The sequence below is a fragment of the Actinoplanes sandaracinus genome (genome assembly GCF_030009775.1).
Taxonomy (GTDB): Bacteria; Actinomycetota; Actinomycetes; order Mycobacteriales; family Micromonosporaceae; genus Actinoplanes; species Actinoplanes sandaracinus.
Map to the genome: position 1 here is coordinate 343,265 of NZ_JASCTH010000004.1, position 25,095 is coordinate 368,359.

Annotated in this window: 19 protein-coding genes; 6 read left to right on the top strand and 13 right to left on the bottom strand. The window is 72.1% G+C overall.

Features of this window, described 5'->3' with window-relative positions; all coding sequences use genetic code 11:
* Positions 1 to 9: 9 nt before the first annotated feature.
* The 4 genes from QLQ12_RS08450 to QLQ12_RS08465 all read right to left on the bottom strand — a co-directional run bounded on the left by QLQ12_RS08450 (position 10) and on the right by QLQ12_RS08465 (position 6,381).
* The gene (locus tag QLQ12_RS08450; protein ID WP_282758397.1) at positions 10 to 2,364 is read right to left on the bottom strand and encodes a DUF3152 domain-containing protein; all 2,355 of its coding nucleotides are present in this window, start codon (positions 2,362 to 2,364) and stop codon (positions 10 to 12) included.
* Positions 2,365 to 2,456: 92 nt separating this feature from the next.
* A complete protein-coding gene (locus QLQ12_RS08455; protein WP_282758399.1) occupies positions 2,457 to 3,365 on the bottom strand; it encodes a DUF3152 domain-containing protein in 909 nt (302 codons plus the stop codon).
* A 230-nt stretch (positions 3,366 to 3,595) separates the two neighbouring features.
* Positions 3,596 to 4,561, bottom strand: coding sequence for an alpha/beta hydrolase (locus QLQ12_RS08460; RefSeq protein ID WP_282758400.1), 966 nt, complete (start codon positions 4,559 to 4,561; stop codon positions 3,596 to 3,598).
* The gene (locus QLQ12_RS08465) at positions 4,561 to 6,381 is read right to left on the bottom strand and encodes a Daple (protein WP_282758401.1); all 1,821 of its coding nucleotides are present in this window, start codon (positions 6,379 to 6,381) and stop codon (positions 4,561 to 4,563) included. Before QLQ12_RS08465 ends, QLQ12_RS08460 begins: the two co-directional genes overlap by 1 nt.
* A gap of 299 nt (positions 6,382 to 6,680) precedes the next feature.
* On the opposite strand from QLQ12_RS08465, the gene QLQ12_RS08470 reads away from it, so the two are divergent.
* The 3 genes from QLQ12_RS08470 to QLQ12_RS08480 all read left to right on the top strand — a co-directional run bounded on the left by QLQ12_RS08470 (position 6,681) and on the right by QLQ12_RS08480 (position 9,807).
* Entirely contained in the window at positions 6,681 to 7,340 is a 660-nt protein-coding gene (locus QLQ12_RS08470; protein WP_282758402.1) for a TetR/AcrR family transcriptional regulator, read from the top strand.
* A gap of 59 nt (positions 7,341 to 7,399) precedes the next feature.
* Positions 7,400 to 7,624: a DUF3107 domain-containing protein gene (locus tag QLQ12_RS08475; protein ID WP_106315613.1), complete on the top strand. Its 225-nt coding sequence runs from the start codon at positions 7,400 to 7,402 to the stop codon at positions 7,622 to 7,624.
* Between the two features lie 248 nt (positions 7,625 to 7,872).
* Positions 7,873 to 9,807, top strand: a complete 1,935-nt coding sequence (locus QLQ12_RS08480) for a DEAD/DEAH box helicase (protein WP_282758403.1) — start codon at positions 7,873 to 7,875, stop codon at positions 9,805 to 9,807.
* 28 nt (positions 9,808 to 9,835) lie between these two features.
* On the opposite strand, the gene QLQ12_RS08485 is transcribed toward QLQ12_RS08480, so the two are convergent.
* Positions 9,836 to 10,135 (bottom strand): DUF2470 domain-containing protein, encoded by a 300-nt coding sequence (locus QLQ12_RS08485; protein ID WP_282758404.1) that lies wholly within the window; start codon positions 10,133 to 10,135, stop codon positions 9,836 to 9,838.
* 267 nt (positions 10,136 to 10,402) lie between these two features.
* Between QLQ12_RS08485 and QLQ12_RS08490 the strand changes: the two genes are divergently transcribed.
* On the top strand, positions 10,403 to 11,539 hold the full coding sequence (locus tag QLQ12_RS08490) for a class I SAM-dependent methyltransferase (protein WP_282758405.1): 1,137 nt from the start codon (positions 10,403 to 10,405) through the stop codon (positions 11,537 to 11,539).
* Here QLQ12_RS08490 and QLQ12_RS08495 read toward each other — a convergent pair.
* Positions 11,532 to 12,539, bottom strand: a complete 1,008-nt coding sequence (locus QLQ12_RS08495; RefSeq protein ID WP_282758407.1) for a hypothetical protein — start codon at positions 12,537 to 12,539, stop codon at positions 11,532 to 11,534. The two genes, QLQ12_RS08490 and QLQ12_RS08495, sit on opposite strands and share 8 nt — an antisense overlap.
* The gene (locus QLQ12_RS08500) at positions 12,532 to 12,744 is read right to left on the bottom strand and encodes a heavy-metal-associated domain-containing protein (protein WP_282758408.1); all 213 of its coding nucleotides are present in this window, start codon (positions 12,742 to 12,744) and stop codon (positions 12,532 to 12,534) included. The genes QLQ12_RS08495 and QLQ12_RS08500 overlap by 8 nt, the downstream gene beginning before the upstream one ends.
* 567 nt (positions 12,745 to 13,311) lie before the next feature.
* Here QLQ12_RS08500 and QLQ12_RS08505 point away from each other — a divergent pair.
* Complete coding sequence (locus tag QLQ12_RS08505; RefSeq protein ID WP_282758410.1) at positions 13,312 to 13,773, top strand: GNAT family N-acetyltransferase; 462 nt, start codon at positions 13,312 to 13,314, stop codon at positions 13,771 to 13,773.
* 509 nt (positions 13,774 to 14,282) lie between these two features.
* Here QLQ12_RS08505 and QLQ12_RS08510 read toward each other — a convergent pair.
* Positions 14,283 to 16,460 carry a RecQ family ATP-dependent DNA helicase gene (locus QLQ12_RS08510; protein WP_282758411.1) on the bottom strand — a complete coding sequence of 726 codons (2,178 nt, stop codon included), beginning with the start codon at positions 16,458 to 16,460 and terminating at the stop codon, positions 14,283 to 14,285.
* A 1,445-nt stretch (positions 16,461 to 17,905) separates the two neighbouring features.
* Between QLQ12_RS08510 and QLQ12_RS08515 the strand changes: the two genes are divergently transcribed.
* A complete protein-coding gene (locus tag QLQ12_RS08515; protein WP_282758412.1) occupies positions 17,906 to 18,304 on the top strand; it encodes a hypothetical protein in 399 nt (132 codons plus the stop codon).
* A 393-nt stretch (positions 18,305 to 18,697) separates the two neighbouring features.
* Here the strand turns inward: QLQ12_RS08515 and QLQ12_RS08520 are convergent, their stop codons facing one another.
* The 5 genes from QLQ12_RS08520 to QLQ12_RS08540 form a co-directional block, all read right to left on the bottom strand.
* Complete coding sequence (locus tag QLQ12_RS08520; RefSeq protein WP_282758414.1) at positions 18,698 to 19,423, bottom strand: SDR family NAD(P)-dependent oxidoreductase; 726 nt, start codon at positions 19,421 to 19,423, stop codon at positions 18,698 to 18,700.
* Between the two features lie 142 nt (positions 19,424 to 19,565).
* Positions 19,566 to 21,362 carry a serine/threonine-protein kinase gene (locus QLQ12_RS08525; protein WP_282758415.1) on the bottom strand — a complete coding sequence of 599 codons (1,797 nt, stop codon included), beginning with the start codon at positions 21,360 to 21,362 and terminating at the stop codon, positions 19,566 to 19,568.
* 286 nt (positions 21,363 to 21,648) lie between these two features.
* Positions 21,649 to 23,205: a fused MFS/spermidine synthase gene (locus tag QLQ12_RS08530; protein ID WP_282758417.1), complete on the bottom strand. Its 1,557-nt coding sequence runs from the start codon at positions 23,203 to 23,205 to the stop codon at positions 21,649 to 21,651.
* Between the two features lie 42 nt (positions 23,206 to 23,247).
* Positions 23,248 to 24,255: a coiled-coil domain-containing protein gene (locus QLQ12_RS08535; RefSeq protein ID WP_407651435.1), complete on the bottom strand. Its 1,008-nt coding sequence runs from the start codon at positions 24,253 to 24,255 to the stop codon at positions 23,248 to 23,250.
* Positions 24,256 to 24,318: 63 nt separating this feature from the next.
* Positions 24,319 to 25,092, bottom strand: coding sequence for an SDR family NAD(P)-dependent oxidoreductase (locus QLQ12_RS08540; RefSeq protein ID WP_282758418.1), 774 nt, complete (start codon positions 25,090 to 25,092; stop codon positions 24,319 to 24,321).
* Positions 25,093 to 25,095 lie beyond the last annotated feature (3 nt).

Genomic DNA, 25,095 nt, shown 5'->3' on the forward strand with positions numbered 1-25,095 from the left:
CGGAATAACTCAGGCTATCGGCTTTCCGGCATACCGCTTGCCGTCCAGGTAGGGCCAGGCGTTCGGGGTGCAGCCCTTGAGACCGAACGTCTGCTGCATCATCACCGGCGCCTTCTCGCCCTCACCGGGGCACGCCTCGTGCCCGTGACCGAGCTCGTGTCCCACCTCGTGGTTGATCGTGTACTGCCGGTACTCGCCGATCCGGCCCTCGTAGTCGGGCACCGCGCCGGCCCACCGGTCGGCATTGATGATCACTTTCTCGGGCAGCCGGCACGAGGTGAAACCCTCGGTGTTCAGCCCGCCGGCCGCGCACATCTGCTCGGACGTCTTCGCCGAGGCCAGGTAGATGGTGAAGTCCACATCGGCGCCGGCCTTCGGCATCCGGCGCAGCCGCAGCCGCCCGTCGTTGGTCCAGCTCCGCCCGTCGCCCAGGGTCTCGTCGATCTTCTCGGCGAACTCGCCCGGCGAGGTGTCCTCGACGACCTTCTCGACCGCCACCCGGAAGCGGTACAGCCGGCCGGCGCTGCCCAGCATCGGACCGCGGCTCCGGGCATAACCGAACTCGCCCGCCTCCGCCACCCCGGGCGCCTCAACGGCGCCGGGCTCGGCCGGCTCGGCCTTCATCGGCGCCGCCGGCTCCGGTGCGGCCGCCGGTCCCACGCCCGCCGGCTCGGCCGCGCGCTGCGCGGCCTCCCGCCCGGGCGCCAGCGGTTGCTCATCGCCGCGCAACTCGCGCCCGACGACCAACACCAGGACCACCGCGAGGAGGTATGTGAGAAGCATCGCCCTGCGGCGGCGCCGGGTCCGCCGTGCGGTGACCGTCTCCGCCGCCGCGTGCCGTGCCGAACTCGTGGACCGCGAGTGCGACGGGACGTACTCGCTCTCGTCGTCCTCCCGCGACAGCACGGACGGCAGGAAGTCGGGTTCCGGCTCGTCCTCGTGCTCGTCCTCCCGGAAGACCTCCACGGCGCTGCGGTGCCGCTCGGGCGACGACGGCGCCGGGGGGACGTAGACGCGCTCGTCCACGGCCTGCTCAGCCTCAGCAACAGCGTCCGCGTCCTCGGTCCGGAACGGCACAGCGGCCGGGACGTAGATGTTCTCGGTGAGATTCCGTTCCAGCATGTGCTTCGGCGGCCAGAGGTTGTCCGGCAACTCGGCCGGCAGCCGCACACTCGCCGGCAGCCCGATCGCCGGCCGGTTCATCGTCCGCGGGTACTGGTCGTCCAGCCCGGCGCCGCCCACGGAACCGGCGGGCCGCGGATCGGTCCGGCCGGCATCGAGCGAGTCCGGTAACGGCTCGGAGACGGTCGCCGCACGGCGCACGTCCGAACCGGCGATGTGCGCGGTCTCGTCGCCTCGGCCGGGTCGCTCCGGTGCTCCGGGCAGCCCGAGCCACCCGTTCTCAGCCGACGCGCCGTCCCACCGCTCCACGTCGGCGTCCGGCGGACGGGCGCCCTCGACCGGGCCGGCCGGCGGGCGGGCACTCCCGGGAACGGTCCGGCTGGCCCGGCGCGAACCGGTGGCACGCGGGTTCACGTACGAGCCCGGCGCCGCCATCGGGTCGCCGTCGGCGAGAGGCCGCGGCTCCGGCTCGGCGAGCCGCGTCGAGGCGGCGAGGCGTTCGGCCGCGAGCTCCAGGATGCCCCGGGTCATCTCGGGCGGAGGGAGGGACGGTCCGGGCTGTTCAGGCCCGCCGGCGGTGAGCGCCGGCCGGTCCGCTCCCGCCGGTCCGTCCAGCGCGGTCCGGGCCGGACGGCGGCCCCGCGTCTGCGTGTCCGGCGTGATCCCGCGGCTCGCGGTCGCCGGTCCGGTTCTCGGGGTACGCCCCGCGGGTCGCGCCGTCTCCGCGGCGGGTTCGGCCGCCGGCCTGGTGGCGCGCCGGACCGGTTCGCGGTCGACTGGTTCCGGGGCGGGTGTGGCCGCAGCGCTCCGGCGACGGGCCGGCCGGGGCGGGGCCGTCTCCTCGGGCTGGTCCGCCGGCGCCTCCACCGGCGCCTTGGCGGTGGCCGTCTTGCGGGCCGGGGAACGCCCGGTGGTCGCCCGGGACGAGGTCGACTTGACCGCCGCGGCCGGCTTGACCGGCGGTCCGGCGTTCTCCGTGACGGGCTTCCGGGCCGCCGCCGCTCGGGTCGGCTTCTCGGTGGCCGCGCTCGTGCGCACGGTCTTCCGCGCCGGCTCGGCCGGTGCGGTGACCGGTGTCCGGCCCGTGGTGGACGTGGCCGGCACGGTGCGGCGCCGGGACGATGCGGAGGCGGGCGTGCCGGCGGGGGCCGGGGGCGCGGCCTCGGCGCGGGAACGCTCGGCCCGGCCACGCCGGTCGATGTCGGCGTTCGGGTCAAGGGGGCCATTTGTCGCGTTTGCCATAGCAAGCGCCAGCCTGCCATGACTCCCCGCCTGTCACAGGACTTTCGGATTTCCGTACCAGAACTGCGCAAACCACAGGTCGGGGCGTGGGATCAGAGGCGTGGGCCGGAGAGATCCTGACCGTCGCGACGGGGCCACGAGTAGGGGACACAGCCGCGCAGAGTCAGCGTCTGCTGCACCATCACCGGCGCCGGCCCGCCGGAGACCGGGCAGCCCTCGTGCCGGTGGCCGAACTCGTGCCCGACCTCATGGTTGATCACATACTGCCGGTACGCGGCGAGCCCGGTCCCCGCCTCCACGTAGGGCCGCGCCGAACCGCGCCAGCGATCCAGATTGATGATCGCCTTACCGGTGACCCGGCACGAGGTGTACGGCACCCCGCCGATCCGGATGTTCGTGCCACCCCGCTCGCACATCCGGCCCGCGGTCTCCCGGGTGGCCAGGTAGACCGTGAAGTCGGCCTGGTCGGCGCCGGCCACCATCTGCAGCCGGAACCGTCCGGCGCCGATCCAGCTCCGCTCGTCCGACAGGACCGCCCGCACCTGCGCGGCGAACCCGGCGACGTCCTCGCCGCTGCCCTTCTCCACGGCGACCTTGAACCGGCGGATCGTGCCCTGGGAACCGGCGACCGGGCCGCGCTCGTTCACGAACTCGAAGTCGCCGGAACCCGTGACCGGCGTGTCCCCGTCGAGCCGGAGCACACCCTCGGCCGGAAACGGAGGCTCGGCCGGGGCCGGCGATGCGGGCGGCTCCGACGTCACGGCCACTCCGTCAGGCGCCTGCGACGGTACGGCCGAGGCGCCCGGTGCGAGCTGCGGGATCGGCGGCGACACGGCCGAGGCGGCGTTACCGGGCGGGCCCGGCTCGCCGAACGGCCTCCCGACCGCCACCACCGTCAGCAGGACCAGCGCCGCGGCCAGCACGACCAGCCAGGCCTGTCGCCACCGGTCTTCCCGGGACAGGGGCTGAGGCTCGGGAGCGGGCCGGACAGGAGAGATCATAGGTGTCCAGATTGGCACAAAATCGTGCACCGCTCCCGCCCCGGGGAAGATCTTGTGCCCTTCGCTACATCACGCAACCTGACCGCCCGGTGACGTGTCGCCTCAGCCCGAGAGTCGCGCCGGGACCGCGAGGGCGCAGCGCCTCGCGTCGTGGCTCACGGTGCTTCTCTGGCCGTACGAGAGAAAAGGAACTGAGCCGGGCGTGCCGGACCACCGGAACCAGCGGCGGGTCAGCGACCGGGAGTGACCGTGCGGACATCGTCGAGGAGGCCGACGACGGCGCGGGCCACCAGGCGGGGAACCTCCATCTGGGCGACGTGGCCGACGCCGGGCAGGATCAGCAGCCGGCTGTCCGGCACGACGCGGGCGACCTGGACCGGCACGCGCGGGTCGATCAGGCGGTCGTTGAGGCCGCCGATCACCAGCGTGGGCGCCTGGATCTGGGCGGCCAGCCGCCACTGCGAGTTGACGCCCGGCAGGTACGCCCGGAGGAAGCTGCCGACCAGGCCGCGCAGAGTGCCCAGGTAGGCCTTGGGGTAGTGGGCGACCGTGTAGCGGAGCTGGATCTCCTCCATCGCCTCGGCGCGGCGTTGCGGGTGCACCTTGGACGTGTCGCCGAAGCAGGCGGCCAGCACCTGCTCGGCCATCTCCTCCGCGGTGATCCGGGTGAGCGCCCAGGCCATCAGGCGTTCCGCGCCGGGGACGGCTAGCAGAGGGAGGACCGGGCCCTGCGCGGTGCGGCGCGGGTCCAGGAACGGCATGGCCGGGGAGATCAGCGTGAGGGTCCGGACCAGGTCGGGCCGCAGCGCCGCCACCCGCACCGCGATCGAGCCGCCCAGCGAGTTGCCGATCAGGTGGACCGGGCCACGGCCGGAGTGCTCCAGGCAGTCGATCAGGGTGGCGGCGAAGGCCGCGATCGAATAGCGCGGGCTCGGGTCGCTGTAACCGAAACCGGGCAGGTCGACGGCCTGACCGTCGAGACGGTCGGCGAGCAGGCCGGCCAGGTCGGTGAAGTTCTGCGAGGAGCCGCCGAGACCGTGCACGTAGACCGCGGGCTCGGCGTCCGGGCTCTGCGCCGGCGTGTCACGGACATGCAGCATCGCGCCATTGACCGTGACCCGGCGCGCGGGCCACGGCGGAGGAACCTCGTATTCCGGCAACAGCGAGCTGTCGTCGGCCAGAATCGCACCCTTCATCAAGCCAAGAGTGCCTCAAGCCGCCGGTTGACCGCGGATAGTGTGGCGCGCACCATGGCGTGCCGGTCGTCGCCGGTGACGACGGCCGAGCCGGCCAGTTGCTCGACCCAGCCACCGCCGCAGGAGAGCAGCAGCACGACCACCGCGACCTGCATCGGCCCGAAGGAGACCGCGGCCGCGTGCTCGACGAAGCAGCGGGCCGGGCCGTCCTCGTGCTGCGAACCGGAGAGCAGTTCGTCGACGGCGCCGGCGGTGGCCGTCGCGCAGAGGCGGAGAAGGTAGCCGTCGACGGCCGGACCGGTGGCCACACCCGAGGCGGTCCGGCCCCCGGCGCGCAGCCGCACCTCCACCGTGGCGTCCGCGCCGAACGTGTTGACGTGCACGTTCTCGATGATCACGCGCGGGCCGGGGGTGTCGCCCGGGTCCAGTGGGCGTGGCTTGGAGGCGTCGGCGGGAACCAGTGCGGCACCCGTGTTGAGCACCTGTGGCCGGGAATCCCTGAGCTCCCTGGACTCTCTCGGCTCCCGGGGCTCCCTCGTCTCCAACGGCGGAGCCGGCGGAGTGTGCGGCATCGCGGACACCGGCGCCGCCGAGACCGGCGCGGGGGCCGGAACACGGACCGGGGCCGGGGCGGGCGCCGCTGAGACCGGAGCCGGGGCCGCCGGGCTGGAGACCGGAGCGGACGGGCTGTAGGACGGGCTGGAGACCGGGGCGGACGGGCTGGAGACCGGGGCGACCGGCACCGCGGCCCGGGCCGCCCGGACGGGCTGGTTGGGCAGCAGCGGGTTGCGCGGCGACGAGACCGGGGCGCTGGACGGGCGCGGCGCGGCCGGTGCGGGCGGCGCCGCCGGTGCGGAGCGTGCGGGCCGCAGGGCGGCCGGCGTGTCGCCGGGCATGGCCGCGTCCAGGCCCATCCGCTCCTGGAGCAGCCGGGCGACCTGGCGGCTCACCTCGGCCGCGTCGGCGCCGTCGGCGAGGTCGAGCCGGAGGCTGTGCGCTCCGGCCGGAGTGGCCCGCAGCGAGGCGTCCCGGACCCCGGCGACCTCGCGGACCGCGGCGAGGATGTCCTGGACGTCGAAGCCCTCCTGGCGTTCCTGGGCGGGCACGACATCACCGCGGCGCAGGTGCGTCGCGATGCGGGCGAGGGCGGGCGCTTCGGCCGACGGTTCCACGGAGGGCGGCTCCGGAACTCTCGGGACGTCCGGCTGGGCCGGGACGCGCTGCGGGAGTGACCCGTGCTGTTCGCCGTCGGTCTCGGGATCATCGGCCTGCTGGCCGGGGAAACCGGGAACGGCGGCGGGCGGGTTGTAGGTCGGTGTGACATCGGGCACCGGCTCGTACGGCCGGCGGGGGAATCCCGGCGAATCGTACGCCGAAGCGTCGGCCGCCGGGCTGTCCAACCGCGGCAGCCCTTGAGCGAGGGTGTCGGTCACCAGAGCGTGCCGGGATCGGCCGGGTTCGCCGGAGACCGGGGCGGCCGGAGGCGGACCCTGAACCGGCTCGGGCAGCCAGTCGGGCCGCGGCGTCGGGACGGCGGCCCGCGGCTGGTAGGAGTCGTCGAGGTCACCCTCGTACGGGTAGGGCGGCGCGCTGTTCGGCGACGGTGTCACCGGGGGACGCCGGTGGTGGCCCAGGATGTCGGCGAGCCGGCTCCGGTCGGCGGACCACGCCTCCGGTGACCCGGACGGGGGAATCTCAGGACTCGCGGGTGGCGCGGGGACCCCGGAAGCAGGCGCGGCCCCGAGCGGGCGCTCCGCCGGGATCTGCCGCCGGCCGAAGGTCCGCCCGTCGGACGGGCGCCGCCAAGGTGGCGTGTCCACTCCCTGCTCCAATGCCGCTCCCGTGTTGGGCCACGGACTCTCGTCGTCGGCCCAGCCGTTCACCCGTGTGCGGTCATGCGAGTCGGCGCCGTTGCCACCCGCTGAGGCTCCCGTGTCTCCGGAATGCCCTGATTCATCCACCGCGTGCTCCTCGCTCGCCCCCGCTGAGGCTACCGTGTCGTTGCAGTGGCGATAAGTTGCAGCGTCGCGACAATTGCCCGCACGACCGCGACATGCGCCGATCCGGGCAAACCGAGACGACAGACCGCGGGGACCCGACCCCCTGGAGGTTCACAGAAATGACCGCTGCGTCCGGCGGGCCACAGACCACACGTCCCACACGCCTGCCCCGTTCGGCGCGCCGCAAGCAATTGCTGGCCGCCGCGCAGCAGATCTTCGTCGCGCACGGCTACCACGCCGCCGCGATGGACGACATCGCGGAGCGGGCGGGCGTCTCGAAGCCTGTTCTCTACCAGCACTTCCCCGGCAAGCTGGAGCTCTACCTGGCCCTGTTGGACACGCACTGCGACGCGATAATCGCCAAGGTGCGCGGGGCCATGATGTCGTCCCCCGACAACAAGGATCGTGTGAAAGGCGCCGTTCGGGCGTACTTCGACTTCATGGATCACGAGAGTGAGGCGTTCCGGCTCGTCTTCGAGTCGGACCTGCGCAACGACCCCCAGGTCCGCCAGCGGGTGGAACGGGTCGAGCAGGGCTGCATCGCCGCCGTGACGGACACCATCATCTCGGACACCGGCCTCCGCCCGGACCAGGCCGAGCTCCTCGCCTCGGGCCTCGCCGGGGCGGCCGGGCAGGCCGCACAGTTCTGGCTAGCGAACGGACGGCGTACGCCTAAAGCGGAAGCCGAAGCGCTCGTAGCTGCACTGATCTGGCGCGGGATCGCCAGCTTCCCGCTGCAGGGCGGTTCAACGGCCGGAATGGCACCGGAAATCGGATAGCCTTTCGATCGGTAGACGGTTGACTCCCGTCGGTGGATGTTTTCTGGAGGAGGGGCCCCGTGGAGGTCAAGATCGGCGTGCAGCAGTCGCCGCGCGAGCTTGTGCTGGAGAGTGCTCAGACCCCGGCAGAGGTCGAGCAGGCCGTGACGGATGCTCTGGCCAAGGACGGCGTCCTGACACTCACTGACGAGAAGGGCCGCAAGGTGATCATCCCGATCGCCAAGGTGGCCTACGTGGAGATCGCCGAGGCGTCGCACCGCCCGTTCGGCTTCACCACTCGCTGAAGTTTTTTTCGCATCACGAGGGTGCCCTGGTCTCAGGGCACCCTCGCGTAACTTGCTCTCGGGTGCGTCCGGCCCCAGGTCGGGTAGACTGACGTCCGTCGTCGCCAAATCGACCGGCTTGTTTCATCAGCCAGGGGTTTGGCGATCGCGCGTGCGGCCCGCTTCCTACAGCGTGTGGCCCGCGCCTATACGAGACCGCGCCCCAGACATTCGACGGGCGCACCACGAGAGGGCACCCGTAAAACTTCATGACCGATATTGAGCAGGCTCTAGTACCCGTCACCACACGTGCACCGGTCCGTCCCGACAGCCCCACCTTCGCTGAGCTGGGTGTCCGGGCCGAGACGGTGGAGGCCCTGGCCAAGGCTGGGATCACCCACGCGTTCGCCATTCAGGAGTACGCGCTGCCGATCGCCCTGCGGGGCACCGACCTGATCGGGCAGGCGCCCACCGGCACCGGCAAGACCCTCGGCTTCGGCCTTCCGCTGCTGGAGCGGGTCCTCGCCCCCTCCGAGGGCGCCGACGGCCAGCCGCAGGCTCTGATCGTCGTTCCCACCCGCGAGCTGGGCATCCAGGTGGCCCGCGACCTCGCGGCGGCGGGCAGCACCCGGGGCGTCCGGGTCCTGCCGATCTACGGCGGGGTGGCCTACGAGTCGCAGGTCGAGGCTCTCAAAAAGGGCGTCGAGATCCTGGTCGGCACCCCCGGCCGGCTGCTCGACCTGTGCAAGCAGAAGATGCTGAAGCTGGGTTCGGTCAAGGCGCTGGTCCTCGACGAGGCCGACCGGATGCTCGACCTGGGCTTCCTGGAGGACGTCGAGAAGATCCTCGCGATGATCCCCGCGAAGCGGCAGACGATGCTGTTCTCGGCGACCATGCCGGACCCGATCGTGGCCCTGTCCCGCCGGTTCCTGCACAACCCGGTCACCATCCACGCCGGGCACACCACCGAGAGCGCCGCCTCGCCGCTGACCAAGCAGGTCGTGTACCGCACCCACCCGCTGAACAAGCTGGAGATGGTGGCTCGAATCCTGCAGGCCAAGGACCGCAGCCTCACGATGATCTTCACCCGCACCAAGCGGGCCGCCGACCGGGTCGCCGAAGACCTCGACTTCCGCGGCTTCGCGGTCGCGGCCGTGCATGGTGACCTGGGCCAGGGCGCCCGTGAGCGGGCGCTGCGGGCGTTCCGCAGCGGCAAGATCGACGTGCTGGTGGCGACCGACGTGGCGGCCCGCGGGCTGGATGTGTCGGGTGTCACCCACGTGATCAACTACGACTGCCCGGAAGACCCGGAGACCTACACGCACCGCATCGGCCGCACCGGCCGGGCGGGCGCCACTGGCGTCGCGGTCACCTTCGTCGACTGGGAGGACATGCCGCGCTGGGTGCTGATCGACAAGTCGCTCAGTCTCAGCATGCCGGAGCCCCCGGAGACCTACCACACGAGTCCGGCGCTCTACCACGACCTGGACATCCCGACCGAGATCTCCGGCACCCTGCCGACTGCCGAGCGCAGCCGGGCCGGGCTCTCCGCGGAGGTCGAGGAAGACCTGGGCACCGTCGGGCGGCGGGGTGGTGGCCGTACCCGGGGGAACAACACCCGCGGGCGCTCCCGCGACGACCGCGGTTCGTCGTCGAACTCGGGTTCGGGATTCGGTTCCGGGTCGGGCTCCACGCCGGGCTCCGGCTCGGCTTCGCCAGAGGTGAGCGAGCGCCCCAAGCGGGAGCGTCGCCGTCGCCGGGTCGTCGAGGACGGTCCCGGTGCGCCTGAGGCGACCACCCCGGTCTCGTCGTCCTCCGACGCCCCCACTCTGGAGGCGCCGGAAGCAGCGGACTCGACGGTGGAGGCCGCCCCCGCGGCGCCCCGTTCCCGGACCCGCCGTCGCCGGCCCGCCGCGACCGCGCTGCCCTTCTCCGAGGGCGGTGCCGCACCCTCCGAGGGCGCCGCGGCTACCGCTGACGCCGCGCCGGCTACCGCTGACGCCGCGCCGGCTACCGCTGACGCCGCGCCGGCTACCGCTGACGCCGCGCCGGCTTCGGCTGACGCCGCGCCCGTCTCGGCTGACGCTTCGGCCGCGGGAGAGGCGGCCCCGCCGCGTCGCCGGCGTCGCCGCACCGCCGGCACGACCGACAGTGATCTCTCCGGCGGCTCCGAAGCCGGCGGGGGAACCACCACCGAGAGCTGAGTTCACCTGCCCGTGCCGGGCCGCCGTTTCAGTGGCGGGCCGGCACGCCCAGCTTCTCGCAGGCCTCGCGGTACATCCGGACGGCCTCAGCCCGCACCTGCCGGCGCTCGGTCAGCCGTTCGGTGAACGGCACTCTGACCTCGGCCTCGGCCCCGCCGACGCTCGCCGCGAAGATCATCGCTTCCTGATCCATCCCGGTCATCCGGGCCGCGGTCGCTTCCGGCACACCGCCCAGCGCCCGCACGATCAGCACGTTGTCGTCGGCGTGGTCGCCGTTCATGTGGTCGGCGATCTGCGCGACCACCTCGGGCCCGAATGGATCCGTCACGTCCAGCGCCCCCACGACTCGGCCGGCAGTTCGATGTCGAGCCGGTGTCGCCACCTCGATGAGGAGGGCGTCCCGCTCCACCCGCGACCAGGGTACGGCGTTGAGCCGCTCTTGGCAGCGGGCCTACGCCTCCACGACCGCCTGCCCGGTCACCGCCCCACCCGCGAGGTCACCGGGACAAACGGATGCGGTGACGGGCCACGTGCCCGGTCGCCCCGGATCGACAGCCCCGAGGGGACATCCCGGGCGCCGGGCAGAATGGAACCCATGCCAGAGCCGCTCGAAACAGTCCTCGCCGAGGTGCGCGAACTTCTGCTCGCACCGGGCCTCACCCGGGCCGTCGCGGCCGGCCGGCGCCGGGGGCACGCGCCCTCGGTGGCTCGCGCCCAGGTGCGCCCGGTCACCCTCAAACACGGGCGGAAACTGCAGATCGTCACCGATGACGGCGCGCGGCCGTACACGCGAAACGTCGACGGCGACGAGGCCGCAGCGGCGGTCGACGCGCTGCTGGCCGAGCCGTTCGGCAACTGGCACGTGGAGACCGGCTCGTCGACGGTCCAGGTCAGGGTGACGAAGAAGGGCGACGCCCAGGTGCACCGGTCCGCCGCGGTCGCCGCGCCGCGCGCGCTCGAGGGGCACGACCGGGCCAAGCAGTGGCTGCTCGATCCGGGTGACCCGCTCTTCTCCGTGATCGGCGGCACGGCGGCGAAACGCCGCCAGATCGACGCCTTCCTGCGGGCGCTCGCCGCGACCCTGCCCGACGATCTTCCGTCGCCGCTGCGCGTCGTCGACCTGGGCTGCGGCAACGCCTACCTCACCTTCGCCGCCTACCGATATCTGTCCGGGCGCGGCGCGCACGTCCAGGTCGTCGGCGTCGACGTCCGCGAGGATCAGCGGGTACGCAACAGCGCCGTCGCCGCCGAACTCGGCTGCTCCGAGGATGTGACGTTCGTCGCGGGCACCATCGAGGAGGCGGAGCTGCCGTTCGCCCCCGACCTGGTGCTCGCGCTGCACGCCTGCGACACGGCGACCGACCAGGCGCTGGCCCGGGCGGTCGGCTGGGAGGCACGGTGGGTGCTGGCCGCCCCGTGCTGCCACCATGACATCGCCGCGCAGCTCAAGGGCAATCCGGCCCCTTCGCCGTACGCCGAGGTCACCCGCCACGCCATCCTGCGGGAGCGGTTCGCCGACGTGCTGACCGACTCGCTGCGTGCCGCGCTGCTGCGGCTGCACGGATATCGCGTCGACGTGGTCGAGTTCATCGACTCGGCGCACACCCCGCGCAACCTGATGCTGCGGGCCCGGCGGACCGGCGCCACCCCCACCGACGATCAGCGGGCCGAGTACGACTCACTGACCGGCCAGTGGGGTGTCACACCGGCCCTGGCCTCGCTCATCAACTGACGACGACGGTCCAGGCCGCTGTGGAGACCTTCCCGGCGACCTGGAAGTCGAAGAACATCCGGTAGGTGCCGGGGCTGGGCGCGGCCAGCCAGAATTTGACCTTGCCGTCGACCAGCTGGGTCTCCGGGTGCACATGGACGTAACCGAGATCACCCTGACGGAGCACGACCAGGTGGCCGTAGGCACCCAGGTACGGTTCGACCGTCACCGGCTTGCCGGCGCCGTCGGTGACGGTCATCAGCAAGGGCTGGGTGGACTCGGTGGCGGGCGTTCCTTCGTACCCCACCGTGAAACCGTCAGTGGTCGCGGCCCGCACCGGATCCGGAACGATGAGCGGGGCGTAATCGCCGGCGACCGTCAGGTCGCTGCCCAGGCTGCTGACCACCTGGTCCCCGCCGAACAGCGCGGTGAAGTCAGCGATCATGCGGTAGGAGCCGGGCGCGGCCAGGGTGATGTCGACACTCCACGTGCCGTCGGCCGCCATCACCGGGTGTAGATGCTGGAAGCCGGTGAGGTCACGGCGGATGAGGATCAGGTGCAGCGGCCGGTCGTGCACGACCGCATAGGTGGTGACCGGCGCGCCGTTCGGCCCGTTGATCGTGAAGTCCAGCCGCTGCGACCGGCCGGCATCGAACGTCGTGATCAGCGGAGTCAGGGTGAGACCGCCGCCGCTGAGCGAAAGCCCGCCGACGGCCGCGCCCCCTGCCCCGCCGACGCCAGTCGCGCCGATCGGAGCGGTGGCGCCGTGCACGTGCGGCTGACTCTCGTCGAACGGGCTCGCCGACGGCACGGCCGGGGACGTCGCCGCCGCCGGGCCGCCACCTGCCGCACTGCCGGTGTTGAGGCGGCCGAGACCGTAACCGGCGAAGAGCACCACGATCAGCAGGGCGCCGATGGCGGCGAAGCGGAAACCCGAACCCTCCGGCCCGTCACGCCGGGCCAGCCCGAACGCCGGCTCCCCGGCGTCTTCCGCTCCCGCCTCGTGCTTGTCGTCAGGCATCCGCGAGCTCGTAGCCGGCCTCGTCGACCGCTGCCCGCACCGCCTCATCGGAGAGCGGCGCCTCGCTGGCCACGGTCACCCCGCCGGACGAGAGGTCGACCTGCACGCCGGTGACTCCAGGCAGCGCCGAGAGCTCCTCGGTGACCGACTGGACGCAGTGCGAACAGGTCATGCCTTTCACCGTGAAGGTGCTGGTCACAGCCATGAGGGATCCTTTCCGCCCGGTCTGACTCGTTCGTGAGCCTACCCTCCGCCGGATAGCCGTCCCTTCGATGTCACGGCTCGGCCGGGGCGCGCGGGGGAGCCGATCCGCGGCCGTCCGGCGGTCGGCCCTCTACGTGTTGCTTCGATCGTGGGCGGTTCACGGGCCGGCTGGGGCAGGGGGCTTCGTGACCCGGCGGCGCTGCGGGGCGGGGCGGGATCCGGGCCGGCCGCCGCGCCGGCGGGTCTACAGGCGACGCACTGGCCTGTGGCCGGCATCCTGCCGGACGCACCCGAGGCCGGACAGCCTCCTGGGCGCATCCCGCCCGCCGAAGCCACCCACCCGAAGCCCGACAACCTCCCGAGCACAACGCCCATAAACCAGACAGCCCGCCGGGCACACCACCCGAGCGGGGCAGCCTCCCGGGCTCACCCACCCATAGACCAGGCAGGCCCGCCGGGCGCATCCACCGGGGCCGGGCGGCCGGCCCCGCCTCGCCGATGTTGTGGGCAGGCTGCTGTGACACCATGCGACCGGCCCTTTGCGGAGACATGACGAAGGAGCAGTTCGATGGAAGACCTGGTACGCGACGGGTACGCACTGACCACAGACCCGAAACGCGTCGACTTCACCCGGGTGCACCGTTGGCTCGCCGAGGAGTCCTACTGGGCGGCCGGCCGCTCGCACGACTTGGTGGCTCGCTCCATCGACGGTTCCCTCCCCTACTCCGTCTTCAACTCTGCCGATGGCGAGCAGGTGGCCTTCGCCCGCGCGGTGACCGACGGCGCCACCTTCGCCTGGATCTGCGACGTCTTCGTGGACCAGGACCACCGCGGTCACGGCCTCGGGAAATGGCTGATCGACAGCATCCTGGCCGACCTCTCGGACCGCGGAATCCAGCGCTTCCTGCTCGCCACGAAGGACGCCCACGAGGTCTACCGCCGCTCCGGTTTCGTCGAGTTGGCCGGCGCCAACCGCTTCATGGAGATCGACCGCCGCCCCACCCGCAACGCCATCCTCGACACGCACTGACCGCCCGACTCCGGCAACCCCGCAGCCATCTCCCGTCCGCAACTCCCGCGCACGCCCCAGCCCTCAGACCGAATGCCGCAAGCGCATGCCCCGCGCCGCGTCCCGCCCGAACTCGCGATCTTGAGGCAACAGCCACCGATTCTGGTGGTCACCGCATCAACATCTTCTGGTGGCCATCGCATCAACGGCGTGAACACGAGGTTCTGGCACGCCTGCGAGGCTGGACCTGAGGACGCGTGGCCAGCGCGATGCAGATGACGGCGCGGCCCGTAGGACATGACCCGTAGGACATGAACAGACTCTCGCACCGCCGCACTTACCGTGCGGCGGCCGGAGCGAACGGGCGGGGCCGGACCACCCAGCCACCAGACCGCCTCGCACAAGCGCGGGCAACCAGCACTAACGCACGGCCCAGACCACCAAGCACCAACCGCCCACGCCAACGATGCCAGCCAGGGCGAACAACCTGGCCGAATGTCAGCCAGGGCGAACAGCCTGGGCCGAGAATGTCAGCCGGCTATGGCCAGAGCCAGCGGGAGGACAGCGGGGGCGCCGGCCTTGCGGAGGGCCCGGCCGGCCAGCGTCAGCGTCCAGCCGGAGTCGGTCAGGTCGTCGACCAGGAGAACCGGGCCGGCGAGTTGGGACAGCTCCGCTGCCAGCCGCGGCGGCACGGTGAAAGCGTCGTGCAGGGCACGCACCCGTTGGGCGCTGTTGCCGCGATGGGTGCCGGAGCCGGTGAGAGCGGCCGGGTTCGTGGGTTCGAGAGAGCCGAGCATCGGGAGGCGGCCGACGGTGGCGATGTGCTCGGCGAGGCTGTGGATAAGTTGTGGATGACGCTGTGAATAAACTGCCACGACAGCGGCAGGACGCTCTTTCCAAGCATCATCACCCCTGGCCCAGGCCTTGAGTATCTCGATCACGGCACCGGCCAGGTCGGCGGGGATCGGAGCGTCGGGAGACTCCGGTGAGACGGCCGCGCGCAAGCGGTTGCCCCAACCGAGGTCGGAGAGACGGCCGACAGCCCGGCCCGGTTCGATCTGCTCGGCAGGGGCTATCCGGCCCTTCAGGGTGAGGCCGACCGCGGCCAGGCCGGTGGGCCACATCTTCTTCGGGGCTATCTCACCGCCAGGTCGGCCCAGGAAGGCGTCGGCCGCTGCCAGCGAGACCGGAGACACCTCGGTGCCGAACAGTGGCTCGGCGCAGTTGTCACACCGTCCACAAGGGACGGCCTCAGGATCGTCGAGACACCGGCGGAGGAACTCCATCCGGCAGGCGGTCGTCACGGCGTACTCGATCATGGTTTTCTGCTCGGCCTCGCGTGCCTCGGCGACGCGTCGGAGCCGAGCTTCGTCATAGGTCCAAGGCTCGCCGGTGGCGAGCCAGCCGCCGCGGGTCCGGCGGACCGCGCCGTCGACATCGAGGACCTTGAGCATCAGCTCCAGCCTGGTCCGCCGGAGATCGACCAGCGGCTCCAGGGCCTGGGTCGACATCGGCTGGTCCGGCGAGAGGCGGGAGAGCACCGCGCGCACCTGGTCCTCCGGCGGGAACGCGAGCGAGGCGAAGTAACGCCAGATCGCGGTGTCCTCGGGGCCCGGCAGCAGCACCACCTCGGCGTGCTCCACCGCGCGACCGGCGCGGCCGACCTGCTGGTAGTAGGCGATCGGCGACGGCGGAGCCCCGAGGTGAACGACGAACCCCAGGTCGGGCTTGTCGAAGCCCATCCCCAGCGCGGAGGTCGCAATCAGCGCCTTGATCTTGTTGGTGAGCAGATCCTGCTCAGCCGCTCGGCGCTCGGCGTCCTCCACCTGGCCGGTGTATGAGGCCACCTCGAAGCCCCGGGAACGCAGGAATTCGGCGGTCTCGGCGGCCGCCGCGACGGTCAGGGTGTAAACGATGCCGGAACCCGGCAGCCGCTCCAGGTTGTCGGCGAGCCAGGCCAGCCGGTGCGCGGGATTTTCCAGGCGCAGAGCGGCGAGGCGCAGCGAATCACGCTCAAGCGTGCCGCGCAGGACCAAGGCGTCACCGAGCTGGTCGGCGACGTCGGCGGTGACGCGGGCGTTCGCCGTGGCGGTCGTCGCGAGCACGGGGGTACGCGCGGGAAGCCCCGCCAGAAAGGTCCGCAGCCGCCGGTAGTCCGGGCGGAAGTCGTGCCCCCAGTCGGAGACGCAGTGTGCCTCGTCGACCACGAGCAGGCCGGTGCTGCCGGCGAGACCGGGCAGCACATTGTCGCGGAAGTCGGGGTTGTTCAACCGCTCCGGGCTGATCAGCAGCACATCCACTTCGCCGGCGCGGATCTCCTGCTCGATCAGCGACCACTCGTCGAGGTTCGCCGAGTTGATGGTGCGCGCCCGGATGCCGGCGCGGGCAGCCGAGTCGACCTGGTTGCGCATGAGCGCCAGCAGCGGCGACACGATGACCGTCGGACCCGCCGGCCGGTCACCGGACTCGGCCGTGACACCGGCCCGGAGCAGCGCCGTAGCCACGAAGTAGACCGCCGACTTGCCCCACCCGGTGCGCTGCACGCACAGCACGCGCCGCCGGTCCACGGTCAGCGCCTCGATCGCCCGCCACTGGTCCTCCCGGAGCACCGCGTGCTCACCGGCGAGCCGGCGAAGCACTTCCTCGGCACGCTCCCGCACCGCCGCTCGCTCGGCCGTGCCTGCCGTCGTCCCCGTCGTCTCAGTCACCCGGCATGTCTATCAGCCCGGGGTGATCTACCCCGAGTTATCCACAGCGGGGAGTTGTCCACAGGCCGGCCGCTGGTTTCGAGCGGCGGTTCCGGCGGATCGGCCATGCTGCTGCACGTTCCAGCGGATCGGAGTTCGGGAGTCGGTGTGCAGACGTCAAGCAGATGGACGGCCCAGAGGGTCGGGCCGCTGGGAGGGGCACGGGCCGTCGGCCGCGTCGTTCCGGCGCGCAGCGGTGTCAAACCCGCAGAGGCCGGGCCGCGTCCACCACCAGGCGGGCCGGTCGCTGACCGGCCCGTTCCCCCCAGCGGCCGGCGCCTGACGGACGCAGGCGCCGGCCACACCAGGCCACCCTCGGAGGGCCGCACTAGGCCGTCCCCTCGCATCCTCGCATCCTCGCGTCCTCGCGTCCTCGCGTCCTCGCGTCCTCGCGGGTTCGCGGGTTCGGGGGTTCGCGGGTTCGCGGGTTCGCGGGTTCGCGGGTTCGCGGGTTCGATCGGGAGATATGGCCGCACCGGGCCACCTCACTCACAAGAGGGTGGCGGCGTTCGGTCGACGCTTCAGGATTGGGCGCGCGCCTTCACCCGGTCGGCACCCTTGGCAGAGGAGTGCCGACCGCACCCGGCCGGTGCCTGAGAGGGCTCTGGCCGCATCCCGGATCGGTGGCACCCCGGTCCGGTGGCGGTAGCCACCCGGACGGGCGGCAGCCGGGCGGGTGCCACCCCGGACGGGCGGCAACCCGACACCCGGGGTGGCACTCGGGGGTGGCACTCGGGGGTGGCACTCGGGGCGAATGCTGTCCGGCGGCCAAGCCAGAGCGGTCCGGCCGAAGCAACGCTGTCCGGTCGAGGCAACGCTCTCCGGCAGGGCCGCGCCGTCCTGAACCAACGCCGTCCAGCCGGGCCGACACCGTCCGGCCGTGGCTGCGCCGACGCCCTGGAACAACGTTGCGCAGCCGGAACAACGCCCTCCAGCCGAGACTGCGCCGTCCCGGAACAACACCGTCCAGCCGGCCCACACCTTCCGGCCTTGGCCACGCCGCCCCTGAACAACACCCAACCCAGACAACGCCATCCCCCGGAACTACACCGCCCAGCCGGACAACACCCCAACCGAGACAACGCCATCCCGGAACTACACCGCCCAGCCGGACAACACCCCCGGGACACCCCAGCCGAGACAACGCCATCCCGGAACTACACCGCCCAGCCGGACAACACCCCCGGGACACCCCAGCCGAGACAACGCCGCCCGGCCGGGACAACGCTGCCGGCCGGACCGTGCCGTCCTGCTGGTGACCATGCCGAATCGGACCGGTGCTGAGGCGGCGCACCTTCGCTGTGCGGTCACCGGAGTGCGCAGTGGGTGGCCGCAGGTGGGCACCGAGGTGGGATGCCTTGGCGGAACGCGGCGAACGGCCGCCGCGTGAATGGAAACCTCAGGACATGACCGAAACGATCGCCGAAAAACTGCTGATCAAGCCCAACTCGACCGTGTGGATCAACGAACCGGCCCGGCTCCCGCTGCTCACTCCCATGCCGGAGGGAGTACGGGAGACCGGCACCCTGGCCACCGCGAGCACTGCGGTGTTGTTCGCCGAGGACACCGCCGGCGTGCGGAGACAACTGGAGGATCATCGTGCTGACCTGGACAAGCCCGGCGCCTTCTGGATCGCCTATCCGAAGGGCAACAAGGCCGACATCGACCAGGACTCGCTGTGGCCGATCGTGGCCGATTTTGACATGCGCCCGTGCGGGCAGATCGTCATCGACGAGCGCTGGTCGGGGCTGCGCTTCCGCACCAACCGGGCCGACGAGGGCCGATTCACCGACGGCACGGGATGACCGGTTCGGTGGGACCAGGGCCGCCATGGGAGGGGCGGGCCTGACCAAGCGGAACTGCACGCGCCGAGCGACACCGTGAAGCCGTGAGCTGCGATGCCGGGCGAACGGCATGACGGCCGTGCCGCACAAGGACGGGCACACAGCGAACGGCCCCACCCAGCCGTGAGCTGCACCGCCAGCCCAAGGCGAACGGCAGCGACCGGCCCGCCACACGAAGACGGGCACACAGCGAACGGCCCCACCCAGCGAACCCGGGCACACAGCGAACGGTCCGCCCAGCGGACCCGGGCACACAGCGAACGGCCCACTTGGTGAAGATGGGCGCGCGGCGGTCAGTTCGCCGAGCATGGGGCTGGCCGCTTGGGTGACGAGCCCGTCCGGGTTGGGGACGGGTCAGCGGCCCAGAACGGAACCGCCGTTGACGTTGATGATCTGGCCGGTCACGAAGCCGCCGCCCGGGCCGACCAGCCAGCGGACGGCCTCGGCGATGTCGTCGGGAGTGCCGGCCCGCTTGAGCACGCTGGCGTCGACGCGTTTCTGGTGGCCCTCCGGGGTCATCCGGCCGGCGAAGAACTCGCTGTCGGTGACGTATCCGGGTGCGATGACGTTCGCTGTGATGCCCTCGGCGCCGAGGGAGGTGGCGAGGTCCAGGCCGTACCCGTGCAGGGCGGCCTTGGCCGCGGAGTAGGGACCGCCGCCACCACGCTGGGCGGCGATCGAGCTGGTCAGGATGATCTTGCCGCCAGGGCGGCGCAGGTGCGGAAGGAGCGCGGTGGTCATGAGGACCGCGGAGAGGACGTTCGAGTCGAGGGTGGCCCGCCAGCGGGCGGCCACTCCGTCGAGGGTGCTGTCGTCGCCGCTGACATACGCCCCCGCGTTGTTGACCAGCACGTCGACCGCGCGACCGGCTACGGCTGAGACCACGGCCGGGACCTGGGCCGGGTCGGAGGCGTCCGCGACCACCGCGGTGGCCTGTGGTCCGATCCACTTCACCGCATCGTCGAGGACCTCGGCCCGGCGCCCGACGATGATCACGTCGAAGCCCTCGCCGGCGAGCATGCCGGCCGTCGCCTTGCCGATCCCGGTGCCGCCGCCGGTGACCACTGCGAGTCTTGTCATGACGTCGACCCTATCGACGGATCATCCTTCCGGCGGGCTGGGCCAGCCAACCCCGGGCGGAAGTCAACCGGGACGGAGACTGCCGAGTCGCGGCAGAGGCTCACACCCACCCGGGCGAAGACCGCCGCATCGCAGCAGAGGCTCACAACGCCAGGGAGAAGCCGGCCGAGCGTTTCGGCGCCGGGTTGACGTCTCCGTCGGCGGGGGCCGGCACCGGGTTCCTGCGCGGGTTGCCGCCACGGCGGCTCGGGAGGCGTTTCCGCTCCTGGGCGGTCTCCCGTTCGGTCGATGGTTCCTCGACGGTGGCCGCGTTGACCGAGCCGTCGCCGGCCGAACCGCGGGTGACACCGCCCATGACCTCGGCCCGGCACGGTTCGCCGTTCAGCACGAAGGACAGCGGCAGCGGGTTCCGGTCGCGGTATCCCCCGTGCAGGGTGAACGTGCCGACCCGGCCCCGCCCGTTCACCGCCACGCGGCGGCCCTTCTGCGCCACGGACTCGGGGGTCGCGGCCAGGCGTTGCGTACCCGGGTAGGAGAACTCGACCCGCCAGTCCGACGTCGCGGTAGTCGCCACGTTCAGCCGCGCCTCGAAGTAGGCGCCGGAGTCGCGTCGCACCTGGTAGCGAACCGTGCAGTGGACTCGTTCCCGGCCGTCGGCGGGCGGGGCGCCGGCGGTGGCGTGCGTCCGGGCGGTGTCGCCGGCCTCACGGTGCGGCGGCCCACTGAGGTGCGCCGACCAATTGAGGACGGTGGCGACGAGCAGGATCACGGTGGCCAGGGCGGCGATGGCCGGTCTCCGGTCCCGGCCGCCTCGCAGACGGTTCGCCGAGAGCACGTCGCGGCCACGCCGGTTGCCGACGAAGAGGCCGCCACCCAGCGGCCGCACCGGCCCGAGGCGCAGGGCCGCCCCGATTCTCAGGCCGGCTCTGAGGCGTACGGTCGCGACGGCGCTCGCGGGCCGGCCGAGGCAGGCCCGCACGGTCTGCCGTACCCCGCTGTTGTCGCCCCGGGCGGCCGGGATGGGCACGACCGCCCGGGCCGCCGGCGTCGCCTGCCGTTCTCCCTGCCGTAACGGCGGAATGATCGGGCGCACCCCGATCGTCGCGGCGAGGGCCCTGGCCACCTCGGCGGCCTCGGGCCGGCCCGCGGGCGTCTTCGACAGGCAGCGCAGGCACAGGTCGGCGACAACGGCCGGCATTCCCGCGAGTTCGGGGATCGGGTCGGGATCGGCGTAGAGGTGGGCGCGGAGGGCTTCGGCGGTGTTCCCGGCGTTCCACGGCATCCGGCCGGTGAGGGACCGGTAGAGCAGGAGGCCCAGGGCGTAGACGTCGGTGGCGGGAGAGACGGCGGAGCCGCCGAGCCGTTCCGGGGCGAGGTAGGCCGGGGTGCCGAGCAGGCTGCCGTCCGCGGCGGCGTCCCGCTGGCCGACGACGGCGGAGATGCCGAAGTCGACGATCTTCGCGCCGGAGCCGGTGAGCATCACGTTCGCGGGTGTGATGTCACGGTGCACGAGCCCTCGCGCATGTGCGGTGGCCAGCGCGGACGCGACCTCGACGGTGATCAGGACGGCTTCGCGCCAGTCGAGGGAGCCCTGCCGGCCGAGCCGGGCGCCGACGGACTCGCCGTCGTTGAGTTCCATCACCACGTAGGGGACGGTCAGGCGTTCCGAGATCGGAGCCTCGCCGAAGTCGTGGATTCCGGTGATGTGCGGGTGGCAGAGGCGTGCGGCGGCCAGTGCCTCCTGCCGCAGGCGGTCGCGGAAGGTGCGGTCCTCGGCCAGCCGTGGTGAGAGCACCTTCACGGCGACGTCCCTGCCGAGGATCTCGTCGTAACCGCGCCAGACGACCGACATGCCGCCGGCGCCGAGCTTCTCGATCAGGCGATAGCGGCCGGCCAGACGGAGCGACCCGTCGTGCCCGTTTCGCTCCGTACGCCCCATGCGCCGATTCTCGCCCGCGCACCTCGCCGTCCGATGCCGCACTGGCGAAACCCGCCCGGAAACCGCGGCCGAATCGGAACCCACCCACCGACAGAAGTCCAGGTCACCACCGCGAAAAGGCCGTCACCCCCGAACGCAACCCCGTCCCCCTCGGCAGCATCTCCCGCCGCCGAGAAAGAGCGAGGGCCAGCCGGCAAGGAAGCAGCGAAGGTCAGCCGCCGCGAAAACGGCAAGGACCAGCCGCCGCGAAAAGGGCGAGGATCAGCCGCCGCGAAAAGGGCGAGGATCAGCCGGCGAGAAGCTGGTCGACCGGGGCGTAGTCGTCGGTCAGGACGTGGGAATCGCCGACGAAGTCGGTGAGGGCGGCGCCGCTCAGCAGGCTTGCCGGCTCCTTCAGGGCGGCGAGCAGCGGGCTGATCGCGTCGACGGGCAGGGGTTCGCGCGAGGCGAGGATGACGAAGTTCGAACCCTTCTCGCCGTCGAGCGCCGCCGGTGTCGAGATCAACGCGACGTGCGGGAACGCCGCGGCGACCGTCGCCACCTCGGCCCGGATGAAGCGGTTGGGCGGATAGTCGATCACGTTCTGGGCGTAGACGCCGCCGGGGCGCAGGACTCGGGCGACGTCCTCGGCCATCTCGCGGGTGGCCAGGTGCCAGGGCACCACCAGGTGTCCGAAGGCGTCTCCGACCACCAGGTCGTAGGAGGCGTCGGGACGTTCGGCGAGGCCGACCCGGGCGTCACCGACCTGGACCGTCAGGTCGGGGCCGGTTTTCAGGCCGAGGCCGCGTTCGTCCAGGTCGACGAGGCCGCCGTCCAGTTCGAGGACGAGCTGGCGGCTGCCAGGGCGGACCGCGCGCAGCAGGTTCGGGACGGTGAAGCCGCCGCCGCCGAGGTGCAGGGCATCGATCGGGGCGGTGGCCGGGTCCAGAGCGCCGGGAGCGGCCGATCCGACGGCGGCGGGGACGGCCGGTTTCAGGACTCCGGCGGCGGCGGCGATCCACTGGACGTATTCGAACTCGAGGTAGGTGGGGTCGGTCAGGTCGACGTACGAGTGTCGCGCCGAGTTGAGGACCAGAGTGCGGCCGCCGTCCCGGGCGGGGTCCTCCACGATGCTGGCGCAGTGGTAGGCGGTCTCCACATCGCAGGGGGTCGGCGCGGCCGCGCCCAGCCCGGCGCCGACGAGGCCCACCGCCGCCAGCGACGCCCGGATCTTCGGGGTGCCGGGCAGGTCGGGCCGGGTGCCGTCGCGGCGCAGCCACCAGGCCAGCAGAGCCCCGGAGACCGCCAGCAGGACGGCCAGACTCAGGATGATCGCGCTGCTCGGCATCGCGGCGACGAAGACGAACCCGGTCACCAGGGTGGCGGTGATCGCGCCCAGGGTGCCGACGCTGGACAGCCGGCCCACCACCGAACCGGCCTCCCGCAGGTCGCCGAGCTGGAGTTTCACGACCATCGGCGCGACCGTAGAGAGCACCAGGGCGGGCAGGAAGATGGCGAGCGCGGCGAGCAGGAGCACGGCGGGCGCGGCGCCGCCGCGCAGCAGCTCGCCGCCCCACCGGACCAGCGGCAGGGTGATCGCGGTCCCGATGGCGCCGAGGATCAGCGCCGGGGCGAGCAGGGTGCGCGGGTCGAACTTGTCGGCGAGGCGTCCGCCGATCCAGGCGCCGTAGGCGATCGCGGCCAGGGCGACGCCGATGACCGAGCTGCTGACCTGGAGGGTCACGCCGACGTAGGGCCCGACCAGGCGCAACGCGACGATCTCCAGAACCAGCACGGCCCCGCTGGCGCCGAAGGCCAGAGCGGTGGCCAACGCCGAGGGCAGGGCACGCGGCTTCGTTTCCACGCCGGGATGTTACCGGTGTGACCAGGGATCGACCGAGCAGACTCAGAGCATGGAGAGGTGTACGTGATTGGTGTGCACCGCGGCCGGCCCGCCACCGGCGCTGTAAGCACGCCAGCCGGTGCCGGGCATCCAGATCTGCCGGTACCAGATCACGTACATGACGCCGAGCTCGTCGGCGTTCTTGACGTAGTAGGCGGCGAGCCGGTCGCCGTACGTCTTGTCGGCGCCGGTGGCCGCCGAGTTCTCGAAGCCTCCCGCGGCGGCCGAGTGGTCGCATGCCCGGCCTTTCGGGTGTTCGCCGGACGATCGCTCGCTGAAGCAGACCGTGTAGCGCTTGAACCCGGCCGCCTGAGCTTGCTGGTAGGCGTGCAGCGTGCGGGGCGTGATGCACCCGTCGGAGGTCGGATCCTTGACGGTGCACGACTCTTTCGGCCACGACCCGTCGGAGTTGCGGGGCGCCGGTTTTGCCGCGGCCGAGTTGGCGTCGACGAAGCCGCCGGCCGCGCCGCCGCCGACCTCGGCCAGCGCGAGTTCTGCCTCGCGCTTCTTCTTGGCCATGACGTTGAGCTGCCGCTGCTGCTCGTTGATCTCGGCTTCCAGCCCGACCTTGGCGCGTTTCGAGGTGTCGATCTCCTGGCGGTACCGGGTGAGCGTGGCGCCGTCCGTCTGGGCCAGCTCGTCGAGGCTCTGTGCGCGCTCGACGAAGCCGCTCGGTGAGGTGCTGTCGAGCAGGAGGTTGACGGTGCTGATCCGGCCCATCTGGTAGACCCGGTTGGCGATCGTGTTGACCTGGCCGGTCAGGGCGGTCGCGTTGGCCTCGGACTGCTTGATCGCCTCGGTGAGCTGCTTCTGGCGCGCCTTGGAGTTGGCCAGTTTCGTCTTGGCCGAGTCGTAACCCTTGGCCGCGGCCTCCAGCGCGGCGCGCAGCTTCTTGGTGCCGCCTTCGGGGTCGGCGGCGGCCGGGGACGCGGGCGCGGCCAGCATCACCGCGAAGGCGGTGGCGAGAAGCGCGAGCAGGGCGGTGCACCGGCGCGGAAGACTGGCCGCCACAGATACCTCCAAGTCGTGAGCGCCGGTACTTTACCGTGTCGGAGCAGGCCAAAGGGAGATCGATCAGGTGGCGGAGTATCCACCGTCGACGAAGATCGTCTGTCCCGTTATCGCCTGGCCGGCATCACTCGCCAGGAAAACGACACACCCGGCGAAATCGTCGGGGATACCGTTGCGACCGATCATCGTACGGCCCGCGTGCGCGGACACTTTCGTGGGATCGGCGAAAACGGCCTCGGTGAGGGGCGTGTGCACCACCCCGGGGGCGACCGCGTTGCAGCAGACACCGCTCGGCGACCACGCTTCGGCCTGGGAGCGGGTGAGGCCGACGAGCCCGGCTTTCGCGGCCCCGTAGGCCCCACTGTTCCCGTACGCCCGGAAGGCCTGCTGGGAGACGACGTTGACGATCCGGCCCCAGCCCCGCCGGGCCATCGCCGGGCCGAAGACCTGCCCGAGCAGGAACGGGGCCGTCAGATTGGCGGCGAGGGTCAGGTCCCACTCGTCGTCGGTGAGTTCGCCGAGCGGCGGGCGCAGGTTGACGGCTGCCGAGTTGACCAGGATGTCGGGTTCCCCGTACCCCTCGATGATCTTGTCGGCGACCGCCCGGACAGCCGCGCGATCGGCGAGGTCGGCGGAGATCGCGTCCGCCTCGGCGCCGTGCGCGCGCAGCTCGGCGACCACCTCGGCCATCGGCGCCTCGCGGCGGGCCACCACCACTGTCCGCGCTCCGGCGCGGCCCAGCGCGAGTGCCATCGCGCGGCCGATCCCGGAACTGCCGCCGGTGACCACCGCGGTGCGCCCGCTCAGACCGAAGAGCTCTTCGAGGTACGACGCCATGAC

Bases quoted from the DNA above. Each gene is read 5' to 3' on its own strand.
- QLQ12_RS08450 (WP_282758397.1), bottom strand. From the start codon at position 2,364: ATGGCAAACGCGACAAATGGCCCCCTTGACCCGAACGCCGACATCGAC.
- QLQ12_RS08455 (WP_282758399.1), bottom strand. From the start codon at position 3,365: ATGATCTCTCCTGTCCGGCCCGCTCCCGAGCCTCAGCCCCTGTCCCGG.
- QLQ12_RS08460 (WP_282758400.1), bottom strand. From the start codon at position 4,561: ATGAAGGGTGCGATTCTGGCCGACGACAGCTCGCTGTTGCCGGAATAC.
- QLQ12_RS08470 (WP_282758402.1), top strand. From the start codon at position 6,681: ATGACCGCTGCGTCCGGCGGGCCACAGACCACACGTCCCACACGCCTG.
- QLQ12_RS08480 (WP_282758403.1), top strand. From the start codon at position 7,873: ATGACCGATATTGAGCAGGCTCTAGTACCCGTCACCACACGTGCACCG.
- QLQ12_RS08490 (WP_282758405.1), top strand. From the start codon at position 10,403: ATGCCAGAGCCGCTCGAAACAGTCCTCGCCGAGGTGCGCGAACTTCTG.
- QLQ12_RS08495 (WP_282758407.1), bottom strand. From the start codon at position 12,539: ATGCCTGACGACAAGCACGAGGCGGGAGCGGAAGACGCCGGGGAGCCG.
- QLQ12_RS08500 (WP_282758408.1), bottom strand. From the start codon at position 12,744: ATGGCTGTGACCAGCACCTTCACGGTGAAAGGCATGACCTGTTCGCAC.
- QLQ12_RS08505 (WP_282758410.1), top strand. From the start codon at position 13,312: ATGGAAGACCTGGTACGCGACGGGTACGCACTGACCACAGACCCGAAA.
- QLQ12_RS08515 (WP_282758412.1), top strand. From the start codon at position 17,906: ATGACCGAAACGATCGCCGAAAAACTGCTGATCAAGCCCAACTCGACC.
- QLQ12_RS08520 (WP_282758414.1), bottom strand. From the start codon at position 19,423: ATGACAAGACTCGCAGTGGTCACCGGCGGCGGCACCGGGATCGGCAAG.
- QLQ12_RS08525 (WP_282758415.1), bottom strand. From the start codon at position 21,362: ATGGGGCGTACGGAGCGAAACGGGCACGACGGGTCGCTCCGTCTGGCC.
- QLQ12_RS08540 (WP_282758418.1), bottom strand. From the start codon at position 25,092: ATGGCGTCGTACCTCGAAGAGCTCTTCGGTCTGAGCGGGCGCACCGCG.